The organism is Shouchella oshimensis (assembly GCF_002019765.1).
GTDB classification, from domain to species: domain Bacteria; phylum Bacillota; class Bacilli; order Bacillales; family Bacillaceae_D; genus Shouchella; species Shouchella oshimensis.
Genome location: NZ_KV917380.1, coordinates 3,566,432 through 3,588,564, shown reverse-complemented (window position 1 = coordinate 3,588,564; position 22,133 = coordinate 3,566,432). Strand labels below are relative to the sequence as shown.

At 37.1% G+C, this 22,133-nt stretch carries 17 protein-coding genes; 14 read left to right on the top strand and 3 right to left on the bottom strand.

What is annotated here, in order from left to right; all coding sequences use genetic code 11:
• The first annotated feature begins 58 nt into the window (after positions 1-58).
• The 5 genes from BK583_RS17960 to BK583_RS17940 all read left to right on the top strand — a co-directional run bounded on the left by BK583_RS17960 (position 59) and on the right by BK583_RS17940 (position 7,550).
• Positions 59-286, top strand: a complete 228-nt coding sequence (locus tag BK583_RS17960; RefSeq protein ID WP_055735759.1) for a helix-turn-helix domain-containing protein — start codon at positions 59-61, stop codon at positions 284-286.
• 67 nt (positions 287-353) lie between these two features.
• Positions 354-1,175, top strand: a complete 822-nt coding sequence (locus BK583_RS17955; protein WP_078440248.1) for a hypothetical protein — start codon at positions 354-356, stop codon at positions 1,173-1,175.
• A 151-nt stretch (positions 1,176-1,326) separates the two neighbouring features.
• The gene (gene hsdR, locus BK583_RS17950) at positions 1,327-4,539 is read left to right on the top strand and encodes a type I restriction-modification system endonuclease (protein WP_055737452.1); all 3,213 of its coding nucleotides are present in this window, start codon (positions 1,327-1,329) and stop codon (positions 4,537-4,539) included.
• An 84-nt stretch (positions 4,540-4,623) separates the two neighbouring features.
• A complete protein-coding gene (locus tag BK583_RS17945) occupies positions 4,624-6,057 on the top strand; it encodes a class I SAM-dependent DNA methyltransferase (RefSeq protein ID WP_055737451.1) in 1,434 nt (477 codons plus the stop codon).
• Positions 6,057-7,550, top strand: a complete 1,494-nt coding sequence (locus BK583_RS17940; RefSeq protein ID WP_055737450.1) for a restriction endonuclease subunit S — start codon at positions 6,057-6,059, stop codon at positions 7,548-7,550. Before BK583_RS17945 ends, BK583_RS17940 begins: the two co-directional genes overlap by 1 nt.
• Positions 7,551-7,562: 12 nt before the next feature.
• Here BK583_RS17940 and BK583_RS17935 read toward each other — a convergent pair whose 3' ends face one another.
• Positions 7,563-7,688: a helix-turn-helix domain-containing protein gene (locus BK583_RS17935; protein ID WP_236702471.1), complete on the bottom strand. Its 126-nt coding sequence runs from the start codon at positions 7,686-7,688 to the stop codon at positions 7,563-7,565.
• A 113-nt stretch (positions 7,689-7,801) separates the two neighbouring features.
• Here BK583_RS17935 and BK583_RS17930 point away from each other — a divergent pair, with 113 nt between their 5' ends.
• The 7 genes from BK583_RS17930 (at position 7,802) to BK583_RS17900 (ending at position 15,830) form a co-directional block, all read left to right on the top strand.
• Positions 7,802-8,473, top strand: a complete 672-nt coding sequence (locus BK583_RS17930) for an inositol monophosphatase family protein (RefSeq protein ID WP_055737449.1) — start codon at positions 7,802-7,804, stop codon at positions 8,471-8,473.
• 154 nt (positions 8,474-8,627) lie between these two features.
• A complete protein-coding gene (locus tag BK583_RS17925; RefSeq protein WP_055737448.1) occupies positions 8,628-11,162 on the top strand; it encodes an MrcB family domain-containing protein in 2,535 nt (844 codons plus the stop codon).
• The gene (locus BK583_RS17920; RefSeq protein ID WP_055737447.1) at positions 11,131-13,590 is read left to right on the top strand and encodes a restriction endonuclease-like protein; all 2,460 of its coding nucleotides are present in this window, start codon (positions 11,131-11,133) and stop codon (positions 13,588-13,590) included. The genes BK583_RS17925 and BK583_RS17920 overlap by 32 nt, the downstream gene beginning before the upstream one ends.
• 104 nt (positions 13,591-13,694) lie before the next feature.
• Positions 13,695-14,102 (top strand): protein-tyrosine phosphatase family protein, encoded by a 408-nt coding sequence (locus BK583_RS17915; RefSeq protein ID WP_055737446.1) that lies wholly within the window; start codon positions 13,695-13,697, stop codon positions 14,100-14,102.
• Between the two features lie 105 nt (positions 14,103-14,207).
• Positions 14,208-14,936, top strand: a complete 729-nt coding sequence (locus tag BK583_RS17910; protein ID WP_139366209.1) for a hypothetical protein — start codon at positions 14,208-14,210, stop codon at positions 14,934-14,936.
• A gap of 42 nt (positions 14,937-14,978) precedes the next feature.
• The gene (locus BK583_RS17905) at positions 14,979-15,476 is read left to right on the top strand and encodes a hypothetical protein (RefSeq protein WP_236702470.1); all 498 of its coding nucleotides are present in this window, start codon (positions 14,979-14,981) and stop codon (positions 15,474-15,476) included.
• A gap of 102 nt (positions 15,477-15,578) precedes the next feature.
• Complete coding sequence (locus BK583_RS17900) at positions 15,579-15,830, top strand: hypothetical protein (protein ID WP_055737443.1); 252 nt, start codon at positions 15,579-15,581, stop codon at positions 15,828-15,830.
• 121 nt (positions 15,831-15,951) lie between these two features.
• On the opposite strand, the gene BK583_RS21330 is transcribed toward BK583_RS17900, so the two are convergent.
• Both BK583_RS21330 and BK583_RS17895 read right to left on the bottom strand, forming a co-directional pair.
• Positions 15,952-16,074 carry a hypothetical protein gene (locus BK583_RS21330; protein WP_269083182.1) on the bottom strand — a complete coding sequence of 41 codons (123 nt, stop codon included), beginning with the start codon at positions 16,072-16,074 and terminating at the stop codon, positions 15,952-15,954.
• Complete coding sequence (locus BK583_RS17895) at positions 16,071-17,159, bottom strand: response regulator aspartate phosphatase (RefSeq protein ID WP_055737442.1); 1,089 nt, start codon at positions 17,157-17,159, stop codon at positions 16,071-16,073. Before BK583_RS17895 ends, BK583_RS21330 begins: the two co-directional genes overlap by 4 nt.
• Positions 17,160-17,476: 317 nt before the next feature.
• Between BK583_RS17895 and BK583_RS17890 the strand changes: the two genes are divergently transcribed.
• On the top strand, positions 17,477-20,581 hold the full coding sequence (locus tag BK583_RS17890; protein WP_055737441.1) for an AAA domain-containing protein: 3,105 nt from the start codon (positions 17,477-17,479) through the stop codon (positions 20,579-20,581).
• A gap of 783 nt (positions 20,582-21,364) precedes the next feature.
• Positions 21,365-22,030, top strand: coding sequence for a 4'-phosphopantetheinyl transferase family protein (locus BK583_RS17880; RefSeq protein ID WP_055737439.1), 666 nt, complete (start codon positions 21,365-21,367; stop codon positions 22,028-22,030).
• Positions 22,031-22,133 lie beyond the last annotated feature (103 nt).

Here is a 22,133-nt window from a genome sequence, read left to right as displayed (position 1 = left end):
AATAACGTCAATTGTTAAAATGCTATTCTTTGACAAAGGCATTTATACGGAGGAAGACATGATTCGCATAAAATTAAAACAGCTCCTAAAAGAACGAGAGATGACCATGTACGAGTTAAGCAAGAGAACGGGGATTCGTCCGAATACGATTAGCCAGTGGGTTAATGATAAAGAGCTTTCAAAAGAAGGCAAAGGCGTTAAATCTATTACTAGAGAGACTCTTGATACGCTCTGCATGGAGTTGCAATGTGAGGTAGAGGATTTAGTCGAGTATGTGGAGGAATAGATTTAATTAAAGTTTATTTAATTATGTTTCTTCTCTATAAGTTAATAAGTAAAGAAAGGATTTTGCTATGGTAAATACGCTTGTAGAATTATATCAGCAACATTTAGATTTAGATCCTATTGATTTTATTGTATCTTTAACAATTATTATTCTAGCTTTTTTGCTTTTTAAGGATGTTAGAAAACGTTTTACAGAAATGGAGAAAATTAAAGTAGAGAAAAAAAGAGAAGTCTTAGAATATCTTTATCAATTAAATCTTGAATTAAGCAAAACTCATGAAGAAATCTCTTTTAAAGAAGTCGAGAAGATAATACCAAAGATCTTAGTATACGTTAGTGATTCTTTAGGAGATGAGTTGATCAAATTAAGAACCACTAACACTGAAAAAGATATGCAGTCAATTCAAGAGTTAGTGAAGTCAGAGTTGATTGGTATAAAGAAGACTGCAACATTAGAAAACCAGATTAATCAATCAGAACGATCTTTAAATGACCATTTTATGAGGAGTGTGAATTTGTGGTTTATGCCGATCTTTGTACCGGCTAGTGTAACACTACTATTAATAGCGGTTGGGATGTTTTTTACAATAATTGTTTTGTATTTATACTTGGAAGATAGTTTTTTTATGAAAATAAAAATTTTGGGTTTGTTTATCAGCTATATAATTAACTGTGTATTAGTTGTACATTTAATTAGTCTGATGAACTCTGGTCAATTATTTAGAGGTAAGAAATTTAAGGATAAAGTTCTAAATTTATTAATATTTTCTGCTATCATATTAAGTATTATTTTTATTATCGTATTTTACCCAAACTTCTCTTATTTTGGTGCAATATTTTTTTTAGTAGCTGTTTATATTATAAATAAAGATAAAAAATTAAAAATTTAAAGTTTGCTCGTGATTATTTATAATATTTTTGGTATTACGAAACAAAATTTTTAAAAACTAAGAGGTTTGTATAGCGTAGATATTTAACAAATAGGGTTTATTACATATTAAAACGAATCTTTAGCAGACATATTTCAAACGAGGTGACTTCATGACCAGCAATTTTTCTTTTCTAAAAGGAAAGTGGAAAGTTCTTTCAAACTTAGGAGAAACAGCGGAAACAAATGTTTTTCAAGACCCACATACGACAATTATGAAGCTTCGTTTGTTCGCGGAGACATTGGCTCAATTCGTTTTAGCAGCTGAAAACATTAAGGAAGTTAAGGGCACAAATCAAGTAGATCGCATTAACGCTATGAAGAGAGAAGGCCTGCTTGAACCTGAACTTGTTGACTTATTACATACACTGCGAACAAAAGGAAATTTCGCTATGCACAAGGCTGGTTATGGAGAATCAGATGAAGCTATCACTCTACTGAATCTTGCTTATCGACTCGCCGCTTGGTTTATGGAGGTATATGGCGATGATTGGAGTTTTGAGGCACCTGAGTTTAAAAAGCCTCAAAAAGAGAAGGTCGTTAATTTAAAACAGCTGCAACTTGAACATGAAGAAGAAATTAAAAAATTAGAAGTGCAACTTGAACAATCACGCCTTAAGGCGGAAGTGGAAGAAGAAGAGGTTAAAGCGGAACGGAAACGAAAAACCAGAAGGTTTGCAAAGCGCCAATATCTATCTGAAGAAGAAACACGTTCTATTATTGATAGTAAATTACGCGATGCTGGTTGGGAAACCGATACGCAATTTTTTAATCACCAAAAAGGTACATTGCCGCAGAAGAATAAGAACATGGCCATAGCAGAGTGGCGAGTAAATGGTGGTCGAGTTGATTATGCGTTATTTATTGGCTTGCAGCTTGTTGGATTTATTGAGGCAAAAGCAATTCGGAAAACGGTACCAAGTGCATTGGAAAGTCAAACGAAGGTATACGCAAAACGGATCATTCAAATAGGTGATGAGGTAATTACACCTACTACCGGTGAATATCAGGTACCTTTCTTGTATGCAACAAACGGAAGACGCTACTTAAAACAGTTACAAGAAGAATCTGGCATTTGGTTTTGGGATTCGAGAAAACCAACGGTACATGCAAGGCCTTTAGAAGGATGGCATTCCCCAGCTGATTTAAAGCTCTTTTTAAGTCAGGATGATCAGGAAGCGAATCGAAAACTAGAAGAAGAGGATCTAACAAAATTTGGACTGCGACCTTATCAACAACGAGCAGTTTCAACTGTGGAAAAAGCTTTAATAGAAGGACAGAGAAACATGCTTGTGGCAATGGCGACAGGTACTGGAAAAACAAGGACGGCAATCGCTTTAATGTATCGTTTAATAAAGTCGAAGAAAGTAAGGCGAGTCTTGTTTTTAGTTGATCGAAGCTCGCTCGGCAAGCAAACAGAGGATTCTTTAAAAGATACAAAATTTGAAGAGTTGTCTTTCTCTGATATTTACGATGTAAAGACATTGGAAGACATGACGCCAGAAGAAGCGACTAAAGTGCAAATAGCGACGGTACAGGGAATGGTTCGCCGCCTTTTTTATAATGCAAACCCACTAGAAGTTCCTTCTGTTGGCCAATATGATTTTATTATTGTGGATGAAGCCCATCGCGGATATACAAGCGATAAAGAAATGTCGGAAGATGAATTAGCGTTTCGTGACCAAGATGATTATATTAGTCAGTACCGGCGTGTAATTGATTATTTTGATGCGGCTGTGCTTGGATTGACCGCTACGCCGGCACTACACACTACAGACATTTTTGGAATGCCGATTTTCAAATACTCGTATAGTGAAGCGGTGTTAGATGGTTTTTTAGTCGACCACGAACCCCCTTACTTGTTTAAGACAAAGTTGTCCGAAGATGGTATTCAATTTGAAAAAGATGAAGATGTCGAAGTATTTGATGTAGGTGCAGGGAAAGTGGTTCTGGAGAAAATGGAGGATACGGTCCATTTTGAAATTGAACAATTTAATCGTCGTGTGATTACAGAATCATTCAATCGAGCAATCCTGACAGAGCTTGTGCAATACATTGATCCTTCAAGTAAAGAAAAAACGCTCATTTTTGCTGCAACGAATCAACATGCGGATCTAATTGTGCGTTTGTTAAAAGAAGCCTATCAGGAGCTTGGTGATGTGATTGAAGACGATGCCATTATGAAGATCACGGGCTCCATATACAAGCCTTTAGATGCAATTAAGCGATTTAAAAACGAACGCTTGCCGAATGTAGTCGTTACCGTCGATTTGTTAACAACTGGTATTGATGTACCTGCTATAACCAACCTTGTTTTTTTACGTCGGATTCAGTCTCGAATACTGTACGATCAAATGCTAGGTCGAGCAACAAGGTTAAATTCTGAAATAGGGAAAACTCATTTCAATATATATGATGCAGTAGGCATTTACAGTAAGCTTCAGCGTTACACAGAAATGAAGCCTATTGTGAAGAAACAAACCATGACAATTCCAGAGTTAGCTGATGGTTTGGCTCAGGCAGAAACGGGACAAGAAACGAGTTTTTACCGTGAACAATTGACTGCCAAATTACAACGGAAAAAGCAACGTTTAACAGAGGAAGGGAAGCAACAGTTTGAGCAGTTAGCTGGTGGACAAACTGTTGATGAGTGGGTTAATGATGTAAAAGGTTATCAACCTGTTGATGCAATACAACACCAAATCTTATTTGAGTATATGGAAAACTATCAAACAAAGAAAAATGATCGTCGCTATATCTCACATGCAGAAGATGAAGTTGTTTCCATTGAAAGAGGTTATGGAGAAGGAAATGATAAGCCAGAAGACTATTTAGAAGGCTTTACGGCATTCATCCGCGAAAACATTAATAAAATTCCTGCTTTGCAAGTCGTCGTCACAAGCCCTCGCGATTTAACAAAAAAAGATTTACGAGAATTATATGCAATTCTTGAGACGAAAAACTTCAAACAGTCGCATTTGCAATCAGCATGGAAGCAAGCTAAGAACGAGGAAATCGCTGCAAATATTATTAGTTTTATTCGCCAAGCAGCGTTAGGCGAAGCACTAATCGACCATGAGGCCCGTATTAAAAATGCAATGCAAAAAGTATACGCTTTGCATGACTGGAAGCCGAGGCAAAAGAACTGGCTCGAACGAATTGAAAAGCAATTGATCCAATTTCCTGTTCTTGCACCTACATCTCAAGACGCCTTTTCAGAAGAGCCTTTCGCAAGCCACGGAGGATACAAGCAAATGAAGAAAGAGTTTGGCGATCATATTGATATCGTGGTGGACACAATTAATGACCACCTCTATATTAGTTGAAAGTTTCAATTTACTGCCTCTTTATGAGGCTCTTTTTTTCGTTTATACTTAATAAAGCTAAAAATAAGGCATACGGAGGCAATAATGAACAACCAAGAAATTGTGCAAAAACTATGGAATTTATGTAATGTGTTACGTGATGACGGAATTACCTATCAGCAATATGTAACGGAACTAACATACTTACTTTTCTTAAAGATGATGCAAGAAAAAGGTGAAAAAACGGAAGCGGTTATTCCAGCAGACTATCGCTGGAATCAACTTGTTGAAAAAGAAGGAACGGAATTAAAAGACTTCTATCAACAATTATTGTTGGATCTTGGAAAAAGTGAACATTCTCAATTACGTTTAATTTATAGTGATTCATCAACAAGTATTACGGAACCAAAAAATTTAGAGAAGATCGTTAAATCGATTGATGCGCTTGACTGGTATAGTGCGAAAGAAGAAGGTCTCGGTAATTTATACGAAGGCTTGCTCGAAAAGAACGCGAGCGAGACCAAATCAGGAGCGGGTCAATATTTCACACCACGAGTCTTAATTGATGTAATGGTGCAGTTGGTTGATCCGAAAATCGGCGAGCGTTGTAGTGATCCCGCTGCAGGGACATTTGGCTTTATGATTGCTGCTGATCAATATTTAAAAAGCAAAACTGATGACTATTTTGAAATTGAGCCACAAGAAGCAGAATTCCAAAAGAAAGCAGCGTTTAATGGGATGGAGCTTGTCAAAGGGACACATCGTTTAGCGTTAATGAACGCCTTGCTTCATAACATGGAAGGCCGTATGGAAAATGGCGATTCCTTATCAAGTAATGGGAAATGGATGAAAAACTATGATGTGATCTTAACCAATCCACCATTTGGAACAAAAAAAGGCGGCGAGCGTGTTTCTCGTGATGATTTAACATTTGAAACATCAAATAAGCAATTAAATTTTGTCCAGCTTATTTATAATGCCTTAAAAGATAATGGCAAAGCTCGAGCAGCTGTCGTCCTACCAGATAACGTTTTATTTGAAAGTGGTGTTGGAGCGCAAATCCGTCGTGACTTAATGGATAAGTGTAACCTGCATACGATTTTACGCTTACCAACGGGAATCTTCTATGCCCAAGGCGTTAAAACAAACGTCTTATTTTTCAACCGTGAACAAACAGATAAAGACAGCACAAAAGATGTCTGGGTCTACGACTTACGTACAAACATGCCTTCGTTCGGAAAACGGAACCAGTTAACGATGGCTCACTTTGAAGAATTTATGAAAGCATACATAGCCGAAAACCGTCAAGACATTCAAGACGAACGCTGGAATCACTTCAGCCGCGAAGACATCGCCAAAAAGAACGACAGCCTAGACATCGGCTTAATTGCCGACGAATCCTTATCTTCCTACGACAACTTACCAGACCCAATCGAATCCGCCGAAGAAGCGATTGCCAAACTGCAACAAGCGATGGAACTACTCGGGGAAGTCGTAGAAGAATTACGCGAAACAGAAGAAGTTAAGGTGAATAACTAATGGCGAAGAAGAAACAAACGATGGAAGAGTTGTTGGAAGAAGCATTGGTGCCGGAGGAAGAGCAGCCTTATGAAGTGCCGGAGAATTGGGTGTGGGTACGTTTTGGGACTGTTGCTAAACTTTTTAATGGTTATGCATTTAAGAGTTCTGATTATTGTAATGAAGGTATACCCATTATTAGAATTTCTGATATTTCTGATGGAAAGACCACAACTTTAAAAGCAACTAGAGTTCCTAAAAAGTTGTATAGTGAGAAGTTTTTAATTAGTAAAGGTGATTTGCTTATTGCAATGTCTGGTGCTACAACAGGTAAAACAGGGATCTTCGAGACTGATGAAGTAGCACTACAAAACCAACGTGTAGGTAATATTAAAGAAGTTAGTGATAAAACGTTGAATCAGACTTATAAGAATTACTATGTGTTTAATAAGACACATGAGATTTTAAGTAAGGCTCATGGTGGAGCACAGCCAAATATTAGTAGTAAGTTAATAGAGGGGTTAGATTTCCCCCTCCCACCCCTCATCGAGCAAAAACGAATTGCTGATAAGGTCGAGCGGCTTTTAAATAAAATTGACGAAGCGAAGCAGTTGATTGACGAAGCGAAAGAATCATTTGAACTGCGAAGAGCGGCAATTTTAGATAAGGCGTTTCGGGGGGAATTGACGAGGGAGTGGCGGGAAGAAAACCTAAATTTGGAAACGGCTGCAACAAGGCTTGAAAGAATAAAGCAAATAAGATATCAAATTGTTGAAACCAAAAGAGAAAAATCCGAAATAGCAGAGATGTTCAATAAATTTAATGCAGAAGAATCTATGGATGTTAATGGATGGTTGTATTTAAAGGCAAATATGTTTTGTTATAACATAAGTTGCGGTAGTACACCTTCGAAAGATATTTCTGAAGAAGGTGAAATTCCATTTTTAAAAGTATATAACATAATAAATAATAAAATTGCTTTTTCGTATAAACCTCAGTATATTCCAAAAGAGGTTCATGAATCAAAATTAAAAAAATCAAAATTAAAGTCAAATGATGTAATTATGAATATAGTTGGTCCACCATTAAAGAAGATTGCCATAATACCCGAAGAATATAACGAAATGAATATGAATCAAGCAATAGTACGTTTTAGACCGATAAAATATGTATTAACTAAATATCTATATTACTGTCTCCAGTATGAAGAAACCTTAAGAGAGGTCATCAATGCAACTAAAGGAGTTGTAGGTCAAAGTAACATATCTGTTTCTCAAAGTAGAAATCTAGTCATGCCTATACCTTCCATAGAGGAACAAAATGTAATAGTAAGCAAATTAGAAGAGTTAATTGAAAGGGAAGAAGAAACATTAAACCTAGTTTCTGATGGTAAGAAATTAGAAGAACTAAAACAATCCATCCTCTCCAAAGCGTTCAAAGGTGAGCTTGGAACAAACGACCCTACAGAAGAAAATGCAATTGAATTACTTAAAGGAGTATTAAAAGCCAAATAAATGATTGGCATCTCACTTAAATTTCAAGATCTCATTAATATCTTCAATCCCTAAAGCATCCGCAATCTTCTCTATATGCTCCAACTGAATCCGTTCGCGCTTCCCATTAGCCATTTCGCTTAGGGTAGCGCGGCGGATTTTTTAGTGTGTAGTTTTTTATTGTGTAGTTTTTTATTGTGTACCCTTATGCGTACAACTTTCATGACTGATTGCCTTTATAATAATGTAAAGGTCTTTTTTGAGGTGATCCGATGTTACCCCGACAACAGTTTGTTTCGAAATTAATTAATGAAGTAATCAGCACCATTTCAAAAACAAATAAAGCAAAATCCACGACAATCCAATCCAAAGTGTATACCTTCATCCAACGAAGTGTGACAGACACTTATCCATCTGACATCCTCTGTTTTCCACACCAAGAAGTTGCTATAAATGCTATCCATCCAACCTGGTTGATTTCACTCAACCCTTATTACTATGGCTCAAAAGCATCCTCTGTTTTATCCATCTTAATCGTGAAAGATAGAATGCCAATACATGGCTGGGTCTATGATAACCTTTCAAGCAACCTTTTCCATGCAGAAAAAGGATGCGGTGCTTACTTGAATGGCAAAAGAATCTTTCGGAATGAATTAATGAGTTTAAGAGAAGCCGAAATTCGCATTCATTCCTCTTTTCTACGGAAGTCGCAACCTCAAAATCCTGCCTATCAACGAGTAAGAAAAACAGAACTGCCAACAGCGCTTGAGATTTGTGCGGTTGCTGAAGGAAATGCTGATATATTCTTATCAATAAATCAAACGCCTTATGAATTTGCTGCAGCAAGTTTAATTGCAAAAGAAGCTGGGGTAGAGGTAATGACGTTAGAAGGAGAAGAACTGAGTTGGGGTAAAAGCTCGAGCGTATGGTGCGGAATGGTTTGATTCTTATATATAAATATGATAGATCTGGAACCGTTTAAGTGAACGGTTCTTTTTTGTGTTTTAAATTTCAATAAATAAGCTTCTATTTTAACTCATGGCTAAGGTCTTATATAATAGATAGAAAGGTTAAGAGATTAGTAGAGGTGTTGATCATTTGTTTGAACAATTATTAAACGAGTATCTTAAAAGAAAGCCTAGTATGTTTTTGTTAAAGGGCAATATAGAAATAACTGTTAAATTAGTCAATGATAATTCAGTAGAATTCAGTTTAGAAAATGGAAAGTCTGAATCGATTCAATATAATGAACTTCTTACAGTTTATAAACAATTATTAAATGAAGGGTCATATTCAATAAATGAAGATGTGTTAGTGGCGAGTTTGTTGGCTAGCCTTCCATTTGCAGAGATTTCCGTTGAAGAAGGTGTCATCCGATTAACGTCATTTCATACAGAAGAATTGCCTGTCAGTACAGTTAAAGATGTAACAATATTTCTAGAAGAGTTGGCTACTGGAACGTACAAAGCTGATCGACTTAGCGAACAATTAGCAGGGAATCAAAATCTTTTTCGACGAAAATCAAATGCGCGTCAAAACGTAAGGATGCTCGGCATTTTGGATAAAGAACATTATGAACAGAATAGTTTTTTTGAAAGATATCGTGCCTCATCCAATCAAGAAGAGCGGGACGAGTTGCTTAAAACTCAAATCCTATCGCAACGTTTTTTTCAGATGGTTTTATCTGTCTTAGTTTATTCAGAAGATAAAAATAAGGGTGCAAGAAAGCAACTATTGTTTGAAATTGTACGAAAGATCGTTTGGAATTCTCGGGGTGAAAATCAAATTACGCAATCCGTTGCAGAGGATAGACTATCGCATACACTAAATTGGCTTTCCTATTTTCATTTAATTGATGAAAATTGTTTACCGATTCATGATATTGAAAACAGTCAGGAGCGCTTACCGTTGAATACAAGGTTAAGAGAGACATTTATAAGTATATTAAACAATTATTCGTCTGCAAGGAAGGAAAAGTTTTCAAAAGACAATGAGATGTATCAACTTGTGAATGAAACGGCGGCTAATGAGCTAAAAAAATTACCGTTTATTCATGATCAATTCAAAATAAAGACATCTGTTGGTCAGGGGAATTGGACATTTACACCATGGATTGCTTTTTTACATAAGGATATTACACGTTCAACTCAAAATGGCTTTTACATTGTTTATTTGTTTCATGAAGATATGAGTAAATTGTTTCTAGCGTTTGGACAAGGGGTGACGAATACGGATTCGCAAACGATGGCAAACGTGAAGCAAGAAATACGTCAGAACATCGAAATGGATGCTAGGATTAATAAGAACGATTTACTTAATATGGGTGCAGGGAAGACGGCTAAGGGTTATGCGGAATCTACAGCTGCATACATTGAATATGATCGTGAACAAATGCCTTCGGAAGAGACGTTGATACAAGATTTAGAAATGATGATCGGTTATTACGAGTCCTATATTCAATTTTTGAATAAGAAAGACGCATATGAGCTTCCTCAGTCTGGAGCGGAAATGGTGCAGGAATCGATGGTAGAGTGGGAGCCAATACGTGTGGTAGATCACATCCATACCTATATTAGCGGTAAGGGGTTTTACTATGAAAAAGAAGAAGTAACCAATCTTTATCTGTCTCTCAAAACAAAGCCGTTTGTTATCTTATCAGGAATCTCAGGAACGGGTAAAACCATGGTTGTTCGTTGGTTCGCGGAGAGTCTTGGGGCGACTGAAGAAAATGGTCAATTTACCGTTATACCAGTTCGTCCAGATTGGAATGATGGGACCGATTTAATAGGGTTTGAAGATTTAAAAGGAGAATTTCAAAAGGGGCCATTAACCGATGTGCTGCTTCGTGCTATTGAAGATCCAACCCGACCCTATTTCGTTTTATTGGATGAAATGAATTTAGCTCGTGTTGAATATTACTTTAGTGATTTATTGAGTGTCATGGAAAGCAAGAAGTGGCAAGATGGGAAACAGGTGAGTTCAAGGGTACTACCATTTCAAGTTGAGAGTCAAGATGTGTATTTACCGGCAAATGTCTACTTAATTGGTACAGTCAATATGGACGAGACGACTTTTCCTTTCAGTAAGAAAGTATTAGATCGAGCAAATACAATTGAATTTAATCGTGTCCGTCTTGATCACTTATCTTTTTTAACTGATTTAGAGGAGCAAGCGCCAATCGCTCTTCACAATAAGCGTTTAGAAGCAGAGTTCTTAACCCTTAAAGATGTTTATGCATTAAACCCGAGCTTAATAAATGAAGTGACAGAGCTTCTTGTACGTGTAAATGAAGCACTTAAATTAAATGGGTCTCATATTGGCTATCGAATAAGAGACGAAATTTGTTTTTACCTGGTCTATAATGAGCGCGATCGTCTATTATCCCAGAACGATGCGTTTGATTTGTGTTTGTTGCAGAAGATATTGCCTAGGTTAACAGGTAGCGATGCGCGAATGAGAGATGTTCTACTAGCATTATTTGACGTGTTAACAGGAAAGCGAATTCAACAGTATGCGGATATTGTTGCAGAGGAAATAGAGCTAGCAAACTATCGAAAAAGCACGGAGAAAGTGGCTGAGATGTTGAGGGGGCTGGAACAAGATGGCTTTACATCCTTCTGGATCAGCTCGTGAGGAAGTTGAATTACTTCAGATTGAAACAGCTTGCTTTTCTTTTATTGTAAAAGGTAGACCGTATCACCCTCGATATGAAGGATTACAGACGTATCGGAGTTTGGATTTTCATGATGAGATGGAATGTAAAGCGGACGGGAAAGAAGTTGAATCGATTAAGGTATTTGACGTCGATCATCAACACTTAGTGTTACTTGATGAGGGTCCTTTCCGGCCGATTTTCTTTGAACAAACGACCTACCAATTCTTAATCATTCCAAAAAATGATCGAAAGGTTTCGTTTCATCATGAATTCCACTTATTTAGAAATGCCGTAAGTGAGTTAAATGTTGGGTCACAGTCTTTACTAATGGGGCAACTCAATTTTGGGAGTGAAGTTGGGTTGTCAACGTTTGAAGTGAGGTCAGAAACGGAAACGCTATTGACGACAACCATAGAGATTTTTCCAGCTAAATTAGACTATAAAGAAGATTATCGACAATTATTAAATGAAGTAAATGATGAAATTTATAATTTATCTTATCATTTTTTGCGGAAAACACACTTAGGTGCGACGATTAGAATAGATGGGCAGCCAACGATGTCGGAGTTCTATCGGTTATTTACCTATCATTTTGATTCATTTGTTAAAGCAATCACTAGAATTGAGGCACAGCCTCATCACAACTTACAAAAAACGTACGAGTTGGAACGCGCCGATAAAGTGAAGCGGCTAGATTCTTACAGTCGAAAGCAATTAAGAAAGAATGGTCGACTTTTTGTAGAGCATCCAATGGGATTGGAGGTCAATGGCAAGACCCTACTTCCGTCAAAAGCGTTAAATCGGCAAATGTATGTTGTGTACAATACGCCAGAAAATCAATATATAAAGTGGATGATGGAAAGGGTGGTTGAGAAATTAATTGACCTTACGAAACAGTTGTCCAGTCGGAGTCGATACCAAGCAGTTGATGAATTTGCGGTTGTTCGCAGTGAAGTAATGGAAAAGTTAAATGCTTTAAAACATAAACTCAGGACACCATTCTGGCAAGGAATTAAAGCAACTCCGATGACGCAATTTAACACGGTTTTACAAATGGCACCTGGGTATCGTGATGTGTTACACATTTATTTGACGGTTTCAAAAGGATTAGCTCTATTTGGCCAACAGTACCAAATGTCGGTTAAAAATGTTGCTGAGTTGTATGAATACTGGACATTTTTAAAGGTTGGACAGATTTTAAGCAAACGCTACCTTTCAATTAGTCAAGATGTTGTGTCTGCCACATCAAACGGATTGTTTGTAAATTTAGATGCGAGCAAAAGTGCATCTAGACTCTTTGAACATCCCCTTACCGGTGAAAAAATGAAGCTAACTTATCAAAAACGTGAATGGAATCCGACCACAACCCAATTGCCAGACATTGTCCTTAGTGTTACGAAAAAAGGAATGAATCAATCTTTTAATTATGTGTTTGACGCGAAGTATCGAATTGATTTTGCTGCAGAGGAAAGTTACTACGGGCTTAAATATCAGATTCCAGGGCCTATGGAAGAAGACATTAACACAATGCACCGTTACCGAGATGCAATTGTTCACAAACGTCAAGGTCCATATGAACAAACAGCTTTTGGTGCATATGTATTGTTTCCCTTTGGGTTTGAAGAGGGATATCGGGAACACCAATTTTTTAAAAGTATTGAAGAAGTCAACATCGGGGGACTACCTTTTCTTCCTTCTACTACAAAGTTAGTTGAAGAACTAATTGAAAATATCGTAGAAAAAAGTCCGTCAGAACTCCATGATGAAGGCATTTTACCTCAAGGTACAAAGCATAAGTGGCAGTCGGAGTTAGATGAATTTGTACTCATTACAAATGTCTCAACAATTGATAATTATAAAGAAAGCTTACATAAGAAGGAGTATAAGATCCCCATTAATACGTTACCTCGAGACTGGCGTAAAGCAACGCACCTTGCTCTTTATGTAGGTAAAAAGGTTAATGAGACGAATGGTGTGGTTTGTTATGGAAGAATTGAAGATATTTCAATTAGAGATCAGCAAATGACTTTTTGCATGGAGTCTTGGCAATCAATTGATCCCATTAAACCCGTACGCTATGGAATCGCAAATACAATGATGACAACGTTAACTCAACTAAGAGAAGCGAATGAACTACCGGAACTCTTTATGAAATCCAAAGAAGAGGCGCTCATTTGGAAACTACTAAGAAGAGTGTCGGATAAAGTGAAAATAGAATTAACCGAAAATGAACTTGATCAAGCTACAGGGATAAGGCATTTTACGGTTAAGGATATAGAAGTGAAGGTTAAAGGGACTAAGGTTCAATTCAGACGAGCGGGAGTAATAAAGATATTTGAACGAGATGAATTAACCAAATCGCTCTATAAAATATTCCGGAGCCTGGTTACGATGATGAAAGAATAGTGGATCTTGTTGACTACATTCAACTGGAATATGTAACGACACCCATGTTGAACGAATGAATTTATAAATTTATAGAATTTGTTAACTGCATTAGGAGTGATCTTTTGCGTTACTCTATATTTACTTTTACAATTCTTTTAACGTTGTCTAGCTGTACTTTTGGTAAAGAACAATCGGTTTTTAACTTAGAATTTATCGTATCTAAAAATAAAGCGACTCAAAATGAGTACATGTTAGAAATTGAACACTTAGATGAGCCAAGGTATATGGATCATCACCCTGTAGCTTATGTTAATGATCCTTTTGAAAAAGATGCAAACCTTTATTTAACTGAAAACAGATCTGTAAATGTGCCAGTGGAAATAGATATGCGTTATTCCATCACTGTATTTGAAACCACGTTAACAGAAATAGGGGAGGAAATGAATTTGCATCAAAACAAGGGCAATCCATTATGGGTAGGAGAAGTTCTAATAAATGATGATACGAAACAATTGATAGACTTAAATTGATGCGGGTAGTAAGAATTTAAAGGAACGAACGTGCATGGATAGTCAAAAAAGGTAGACTGTAGAGGGTCTGAAAATAAGATTGCTTGAAAGAGAGAAGGGGTTGTTATGAGGGGAATGCAAATAAGCAATAGAGAGAAATGGATCAAATGCATAGGCTGGATAGCCATTATCCATGTTGTATTTATTCTTATCTGGTTAATCATAAATATCATACTTTCGATTACCGTTCCAGCTACATTTGACCAAGGTGTTCCCTTGATGGAAGCAGGATTAGAGTATCACTCAACATTAGTTGGCTATGTAGCAATGGATCATGGGAGTAAATCAATTGTTATGCTAGTAACAATCCTTGTTCCAATAGGTATGTACTTTCTTTTACCGAACAAGTCCTTTGCCAGTGTGACGGGTCTGATTGCTGGTGTGTCGGGTTTTCTTATCTATTCGGTTTCATTCATGTTACAAGCCGTAAGTGTGGCTTATGCCATTAACCTGTATCAGATTCATACAACGGAGTACGGAAGGCAGTTTGCGATGCACGTATTTGAGTGGACGATGCTGGAAGGTGGGTTTTCAACAAGTCTTTACGTGCTGTCGAATTTGTTACTGGCATGCTGGGTCATTCTTTATTCAAAACAGCTTTTTAACGAGAACAAACGGTTACGTTTATTTGGTTACATTGTAGGTGGATCACTTATTATTGGTTATCTCACTTCGTGGGTCTTTTTGATGTTCGGGCATCATGCGTTACATCTAGTAACCGAAACCATTGGTATGTTGTTTTTACTCTGGTTAGGATTAATCGGAATGAGGCTTGTCAGAGGTCAAGTGAATTAGCTACGGTAGCTATGAATGACCATTTTAGAAAGGGGTGTTTCTATGATACTGATTGAGCTTTACTGGGAAGGACCATTTACGTTTGAAGAAGTGAAGCGGTTGGGAAATGAGGCAACCGATTATGGTGTCTATCAAATCTATGGAAATCATATTACGTATGGAAGTGATGTGTTGCTTTACATTGGCCAAGCCAATAATCAAACGTTTAAAACGCGGTTGGGTCAACACAATGATAGGTACCTAGTCATGAATGATTCGGCTCATACAAGAATTTACATTGGGCGATTAGGTGGGGAGAATCAAATCACTTATGATAAATGGTTTGAACAAATTCACTTAGCCGAGCGGTTGTTGATTAATGTCCATAAACCTGCGTTTAATTCCCAATTTGTTACTGATAGGTACGTAGGGGAGTTAGACACTGTTCATCTATTAAATTGGGGCAATCGAAGGCACTTATTGCCAGAAATATCTAGTCTGCGTTGGGGAAGCAAACCGATGAATAAACGAGGAGGTAGATTCTATGTGTATGAGGATTGAAGCAAGGTAAGTATTAATAAAGCTTCGAAAAGGATACAGGTAGAAGTGGCTGTTTTTCCGCAATAGGGGAATAGGGCATTGATCTAAAAAGGAGTGTCAGATATGGCGTTTTTCATTCTTATGATCGGCGTATTTTTAATTATTGCTACTAAAGAAAAGGGAGTCTCTCTTTTCAAAAATAAAGCATGGGATGTGCTACACCTGATTTTATTTGTCTCAACTATAGCATTATACGTTGTTAATAGCACATTCGTTCAGTTCGTTCCTGATACAATAATAAGTTTTCTATCAATTTTATTAGTAATTCCGTTGTTCATTACCTTTTTAAAACGCAATCATACGGCTGATGTATAAAAGAAAGTCGAAGAGGGGAAGGAACGATCTTCGACTTTTTTTTTCTCTTTAAATTTACATGCTAAATAAGAAAAATGCCTCAAAACAAAGGATACCTTAGTTTTGAGAAGGTAGAGGAATTTTATGTTTGATCGTAACCAGTCTTACCAAATGGTTCAATAACATGATGATCATCGGATTGAATAGAAAACGCTGTAGACGTAAATAAGGTTACTGCAATAAAAGCGAAAAGATACTTTTTCATTCTTGATCATCCCCAATCATGTTTTGGTTTAACTTTGCTTTGTAGGCGATCTTGAAGTACTTTATTACGCTATTATCATCACCCTTTTTTTCAAAAATGTCAATTAATTCTTCAGCCAATTCACACAACTCAAAATACAGTTCAGCGTTAAGTAATTCGTCTAAAGCTTCGTCAACCACTGTGATTTTACTTGCATGATAAAGACCCTCCAAATACTTGCATCTAGCTTTACACTCTAGATCATTGTAAAAGTGTGCGCTTGCTTTGGCTTTTTCTAAATGAATAAGTGCGTTGCTCTTATCGCCAAGCTTAAATTGGGCATGAGCCATTTCCGCCAAAGTGTTCATTCCATAAATAGAGTTTGCATGTTCTTCAATCTCTAAAGCCCTTTTGAAATAATGAAGCGCTGACGGATAGTTGTTTTGTGAGAACTGGCTAAGACCAAGTGCTCTTAATATAATTCCTGTCGTTGTAGCATAGGTACTCTCATTGAGAGCTTCAATTAAAATTTGATCACCTTTGTCATACTGTCTTAATTCTACATAAATCGCACCCATCACCTGCTTATTATTAATTGCTTTCTTAGTTAGATTTAGGCGCCTAAACACTGTTTCCGCTTGTTCTAGATACGATAATGAAAGGAGATATTGATTTATTCTATAGTACGCATAGCCCATATAACCTAAAAATTCAGCTTCTTCTGCATCGTCTTGTACATATTCCAACAATCTTTCGGCCTTTCTAAACATCTTAACGGCAGTTCGATACTTATGGTTATTAAATTCATCTTGACCACTGACGAAATAGTACAAATACTTTAAGTAATGGTCCATTTGCGTTTCAACATACTGAAACGTATCCTCTAGCGACACGCTCTTGTTGTTTCCGTCGAGCATATTCTCATGTCGATAATTGACAAGCGAATAATAGGCTAGGATTTTATCATCATCTTCCATTTTCTTGAGCATTTGCGTCACTTCATGTTTGAGGATGGTTGCGTCTTCATAGGAGCTTGATAAAATACAGCTATACCATTCTACAATTTTAGCACCCACCTTCGATGAAGGGATTTTCTCCTCCTGCATGTTATACACCCTCTTTGCCTAGTAGTATCCAACTAGGATCACTTTACCATATTTACTATACAAATTGTGGAAATTAAACTATTTGCCAACATGAAAAAAGGTAGGAAATAAAAGAACCCGATCTTGCTTTATCGGAGAGAATAGATAAGGTTATAGACTATAGCAAGTTGTACGAAGTGTATCGTTCTGCTAAAACCCAAAGACTATGTTAAAATTTTCAAGAGATCTACTCCTATTGATGCGGCTAGAATGTATGGCTGCATCATGAATCAGGTTGTGGAAAAGTAGTGAACAGATACATATATTCAGGGGGACACATGAATAAAAGAAATGATATTTTAGATGCATGGATCATGGTCGAACAGCTGTCGGAAGGTTCTATGAATAAAAAAGATTCTTCTTTAGTGCCATTACGTACTCAAGAAGAAGACTGGCATAGCTTTTTCTTACGCTTTTTAGAAAAGCAAAAAGTAGAACGAAACATTACTGAAAAGGGATTTAAGAAATCGGGTCTCGTACTTTATTTTGGCATTTTCAATTTTGAAGAAGTAATTGAATTGTTGAGGAGTCAATTTAAGATTGAAAAATCGTATGAAGAGGTGAGTAAATCTGACAAGTTCACCTTCTTATTAAGCTTTGATAACGAACTCAATTTCAAAGAAGACGAGTTATTCTTTACAATGAGTGGCTATGTTCAACAATACAAGAAATTCCCTAAAAACTTCACCGGGTTTGAAGATAATTTTAAAGAGGATTTGAAAAAGAGATTTGAAGAAGACTTTAATCAAACCATGAAGGAACTTTTTACAAAATACGTGGTGTCTAAGGAACAGTTTCGTTATCAATTCGTGAACGATGTCACGAATAGTGATCCTAATCTCCATTCGTTTTTTATAGAGGATTTGAATAAGGCAAAGAAAAAGTCGAATCAGAACTTGGATCGCTATTTTAATGGGTTTGTAGGATCTCGCCAGAATCTTGACAGCAATAAAGAGTCCCCTCACTTTAATCCGAGTGCTTTTGAGAGTATTTTACAGCCGAAATTTTATCCTCTTGGACGTTTCCCGAGTAATCCGAAGTTTGCGTTGTCCTTTATGCAACAGGTTGCGGTTAATCTCGCCTCAAATGATCGTAACCCCATTCGTAGTGTAAATGGTCCACCAGGTACAGGTAAAACCACCTTACTTAAAGATATTTTTGCGGATTTAGTTGTACAGCAAGCATCGGAAATCGTCGCTTTATCTACAAAACGTATAGACGGTAGCTTACCGTACTGGAAAAATGCCAAATTGGGTGTTTTGCCACACATTATTTCTGAGAAGAATATCGTTGTTGCCAGTTCAAATAACGGTGCGGTTCAAAACATTGTTAGAGAATTGCCGAAGAACGAGCAAATCTCAGAAGAATTTCAAAATCAGCTTGCTGAGGCCGATTATTTTAAGCAATTATCCAACTCTAAAGTAAAGGTGGAAGGGGTTGGAAAGAATCGTGATCTTACCCTTGAACATGTAGAAGATGAGAATTGGGGGACCTTTTCATTGGAGGGTGGCGCCTCAAAAAATATGAATAACGTTCTCTTACATATCGAATCAATTGAGAAAAATTTAGAAGATGACTACCAAACGAATGAAGATGCCTATAAGGAATTTATGCGTCTTACTGAACGATTAAAAAAAGAAAGAGAAACGATACAACAATTCAGTGAAAAGGTATCTCTTTTTCAAAAGGTAACCATTGACTATACTGAGCAACTTGCTGCTTTTAATGAAAAAGAAAAGCAGAAGCATGAAGCCTTAGCCTCCGTTGAAAAAAGAGAGAGAGACGACATGGAAAGAGTCGAACAGGAAATGGCTCATCTTAAAAAGGAACATGATAGCACATCTATCGAACTCGAAGATCTAAAGAATGTACAAGCTCAAGCTGAAAGGAATTATGATGTCATTAGCGCAAAGAAGCCGAGCCTTTTCTGGGTGAAAAAACTGTTAAAGGTGCCGGAAATGAACGAATACATGAAAGAGCTTACAAGCGCAAATGACAAACTGAATCAGATGACTCAACAGCAAACAGACTTAAAAAAGACGCAGTCGAAGTTGGAGAAGCAACTACATGATTATGAAAAAAGAGTAAAGAGCGCAGTGAAACGGATTGAAGAATCACAGGCTGAATTCAATCAATGGATTAGTACTGAACAAACGATTTTGCGAAATTTAGAGCAGCAAATAACAGCCTTGAGAGAAGATTTGGTGAAAAGTGATAGGAAGGTACTTGATTTTTCACTCTCCTATGATCAACTCCAAAAATCCAACCCATGGTTTTCTGATCATTTCCGTACCTTACAATCAGAGCTCTTTATTTCAGCGCTAAAAGTACGGAAACAATTTCTTTATGAAAATAGAAAGAATGTAAAGAAGGCGAGGATGATTTGGCAAAAGCAGTCTGATTACATTGCAAAAGAAAATGGGCTTTTAATACTTGCTGAGTCGTGGCAATGGATCAACTTCACGATCCCTGTCATTAGCACAACGTTTGCTAGTTTTGGTCGGATGTTTAAACATTTGAATGAAAACACAATCGGGAATTTATTTATAGATGAGGCGGGCCAAGCACTGCCGCAAGCGAGTGTCGGGGCCATCTTAAGAAGTAAAAAGGTGATGGTCGTTGGAGACCCTTCACAAATCAAGCCTGTATTAACTTTAGATTCGCCTGTTTTAAGTTTGATAGGGAGGCATTACAAAGTAGATGAAACCTTTGTCTCCGCTGATGCATCGACTCAAACGCTTGTTGATGCAACGAGTCAGTTTGGCTTTCAAAAAGACGATGAAGAATGGATTGGTATCCCTCTTTGGGTGCATCGACGGTCAAACTACCCGATGTTTACCATTTCAAATGAGATCTCGTATAACAACTTAATGGTTCAAGGTAAAGAAGGGGATGCCGCACAGGGGAAATCAGATTGGTTTGATTCAACAGGAAATGCCATTGACAAGTATGTGAAAGAACAAGCTCTCTTACTTAAAAAGCTCATTACAAATCGTTTGAAACATAAACCGGATTTAGCTGAGGAGATCTATGTTATCACACCATTTAGAAACGTTGCTTTTAAAGTGGCACGTGTGTTAGATGACATTGATTTTACAAAAAGAGAAAATGGAAAGCCAGTCAATGTCGGGACAGTACATACGTTTCAAGGAAAAGAAGCGAAGATTGTTTACTTTGTGTTAGGGGCAGATTCTACAAGTAGTGGTGCAGCTAGTTGGGCCGTTTCTGAAGCCAATATTATGAATGTGGCAGCAACTCGTGCGAAAGAGGAATTCTACGTCATCGGTGATAAGGAATTATATGGATCTCTCGGAAGTAACGTGGCAGATAGTACTATCTCCATTATTGAGAACTATAACGAAAAGGCACAACAGCTTACTTAACCTACGTTAGTCTCTTTCATATCTGATTGATAGAAATTTCATGATTTCGATTACGGTTCCAGATACATGTGACCAGGTTGATGTGCTCCTCAGTCAACACAAAAACTAAAGCATAATATGGATATAAATACTGAGGCTGGGACAAAAGTAGATAGACAGACCAAAATGACGAACATTCCTGAAAATAGGAACGTTTGTCGTTTGTTTTATATGAAAATGAGCGAAGGATTCTCCTGTAGCGGTTCTGCTCATCATATTTTAGACTATTCGTCTTTTCATATACTACTTTTCGTTACGTCCCAGCCTCTTTTATAAAATGTAAAAAGCTCAAGATGAGCTGTAAACCGATCAAGATTGATTCATATCTGATTTTCCCCGTGACACTCATGAATTGCTTGTACCACTCTGGCTAAATCGTTAAGTATACTTATTAAGTTACTTATTCTTTGAGAAATAGAACTAATCCATATTCGTAAATTCTGAATAAACTTTTTATATCAGGGTAAGTGATTCTAAAGACAATTTTTAAAGGGAATGGTGACGATGCCTGGTCATTGGGGAAAGTACGTAGTGTTACTGATTCTATACATTCTTATTGGTATTGGGATGTATTACTTTTTTGATGGAAATCCATTTCCGATAGTCTTTTTATCGTTAGGAATAGCTTTTTGGTTGATAATATTTATATGGATAAAAATGAGCCGAAAAAAGGCTCAAAGAAAGCGTTAGACAATTTGTTTCATTTTAATTTGAACAGCACACACGCCAATCAAAGGAGAACATATGACAATATCGATCGTGTATGGAAAGACAGAAAATGTCATAAACAATTTAAGTGGGATGGATATAAGACTGAATCAAGAGGAAATGGAAAACTACAATCGATTCCGGTTTCCTAATGATCAGAGAGATTACCTAGCCGCTCATTTACTTGCTCGTTACTGTATACACCATCTTACGGGTGTAGCGATTCATGAAATAGAATTGACTCAGCATTGTGCGACTTGTGGTGGGAATCATGGCAAACCAGAAGTGATGCACCCTGCAACGACGTTTGTCTCTTGGTCACATACGAGTGGTTATGTAGCAAGTATTTCAGCTCATAAACCAGTAGGCATTGATATTGAAAAAATGGGGGCTGTATTGGACTCAGCATTTGGAGACTCATTCTTGTCCTCATTGGAGAGAGAAGCGATTTCTTTAGCAGAGGGGGATGAAATCAGCTCTACCTTATACAAGTTGTGGGTTAAGAAAGAAAGCATAATTAAGCTAGGGTTGTTTCGAATTGATGAGTTGAGAGACATCTGTTTGGCTTCTAGTAACCCTTTTTATTCTCATAATAGAAAGAAATACGCGTTTATTGATATTCATTCGAATCCCCTGATGGGAGCTGCTGTATACGAAATAGAAGATGGTGCCATAGAAAAGGTCTCGCTCACACATTTATAAATCGTCTACCTGACTCACTTCCTGTTCCTTTGCGTCATCGGTACATGACACATTTCCCAATATCAGTCTAGCATATTGAAAGGTATACTTGTTAAAAGGTACA

Excerpts from the sequence above, each read along its gene's own strand:
- BK583_RS17940 (WP_055737450.1), top strand. The coding sequence starts at position 6,057 with ATGGCGAAGAAGAAACAAACGATGGAAGAGTTGTTGGAAGAAGCATTG.
- BK583_RS17960 (WP_055735759.1), top strand. The coding sequence starts at position 59 with ATGATTCGCATAAAATTAAAACAGCTCCTAAAAGAACGAGAGATGACC.
- BK583_RS17920 (WP_055737447.1), top strand. The coding sequence starts at position 11,131 with ATGGCTTTACATCCTTCTGGATCAGCTCGTGAGGAAGTTGAATTACTT.
- BK583_RS17945 (WP_055737451.1), top strand. The coding sequence starts at position 4,624 with ATGAACAACCAAGAAATTGTGCAAAAACTATGGAATTTATGTAATGTG.
- BK583_RS17900 (WP_055737443.1), top strand. The coding sequence starts at position 15,579 with ATGGCGTTTTTCATTCTTATGATCGGCGTATTTTTAATTATTGCTACT.
- BK583_RS17930 (WP_055737449.1), top strand. The coding sequence starts at position 7,802 with ATGTTACCCCGACAACAGTTTGTTTCGAAATTAATTAATGAAGTAATC.
- BK583_RS17955 (WP_078440248.1), top strand. The coding sequence starts at position 354 with ATGGTAAATACGCTTGTAGAATTATATCAGCAACATTTAGATTTAGAT.
- BK583_RS17890 (WP_055737441.1), top strand. The coding sequence starts at position 17,477 with ATGAATAAAAGAAATGATATTTTAGATGCATGGATCATGGTCGAACAG.
- BK583_RS17905 (WP_236702470.1), top strand. The coding sequence starts at position 14,979 with ATGATACTGATTGAGCTTTACTGGGAAGGACCATTTACGTTTGAAGAA.
- BK583_RS17880 (WP_055737439.1), top strand. The coding sequence starts at position 21,365 with ATGACAATATCGATCGTGTATGGAAAGACAGAAAATGTCATAAACAAT.
- BK583_RS21330 (WP_269083182.1), bottom strand. The coding sequence starts at position 16,074 with ATGAAAAAGTATCTTTTCGCTTTTATTGCAGTAACCTTATTTACGTCT.
- hsdR (WP_055737452.1), top strand. The coding sequence starts at position 1,327 with ATGACCAGCAATTTTTCTTTTCTAAAAGGAAAGTGGAAAGTTCTTTCA.
- BK583_RS17895 (WP_055737442.1), bottom strand. The coding sequence starts at position 17,159 with ATGCAGGAGGAGAAAATCCCTTCATCGAAGGTGGGTGCTAAAATTGTA.
- BK583_RS17910 (WP_139366209.1), top strand. The coding sequence starts at position 14,208 with ATGAGGGGAATGCAAATAAGCAATAGAGAGAAATGGATCAAATGCATA.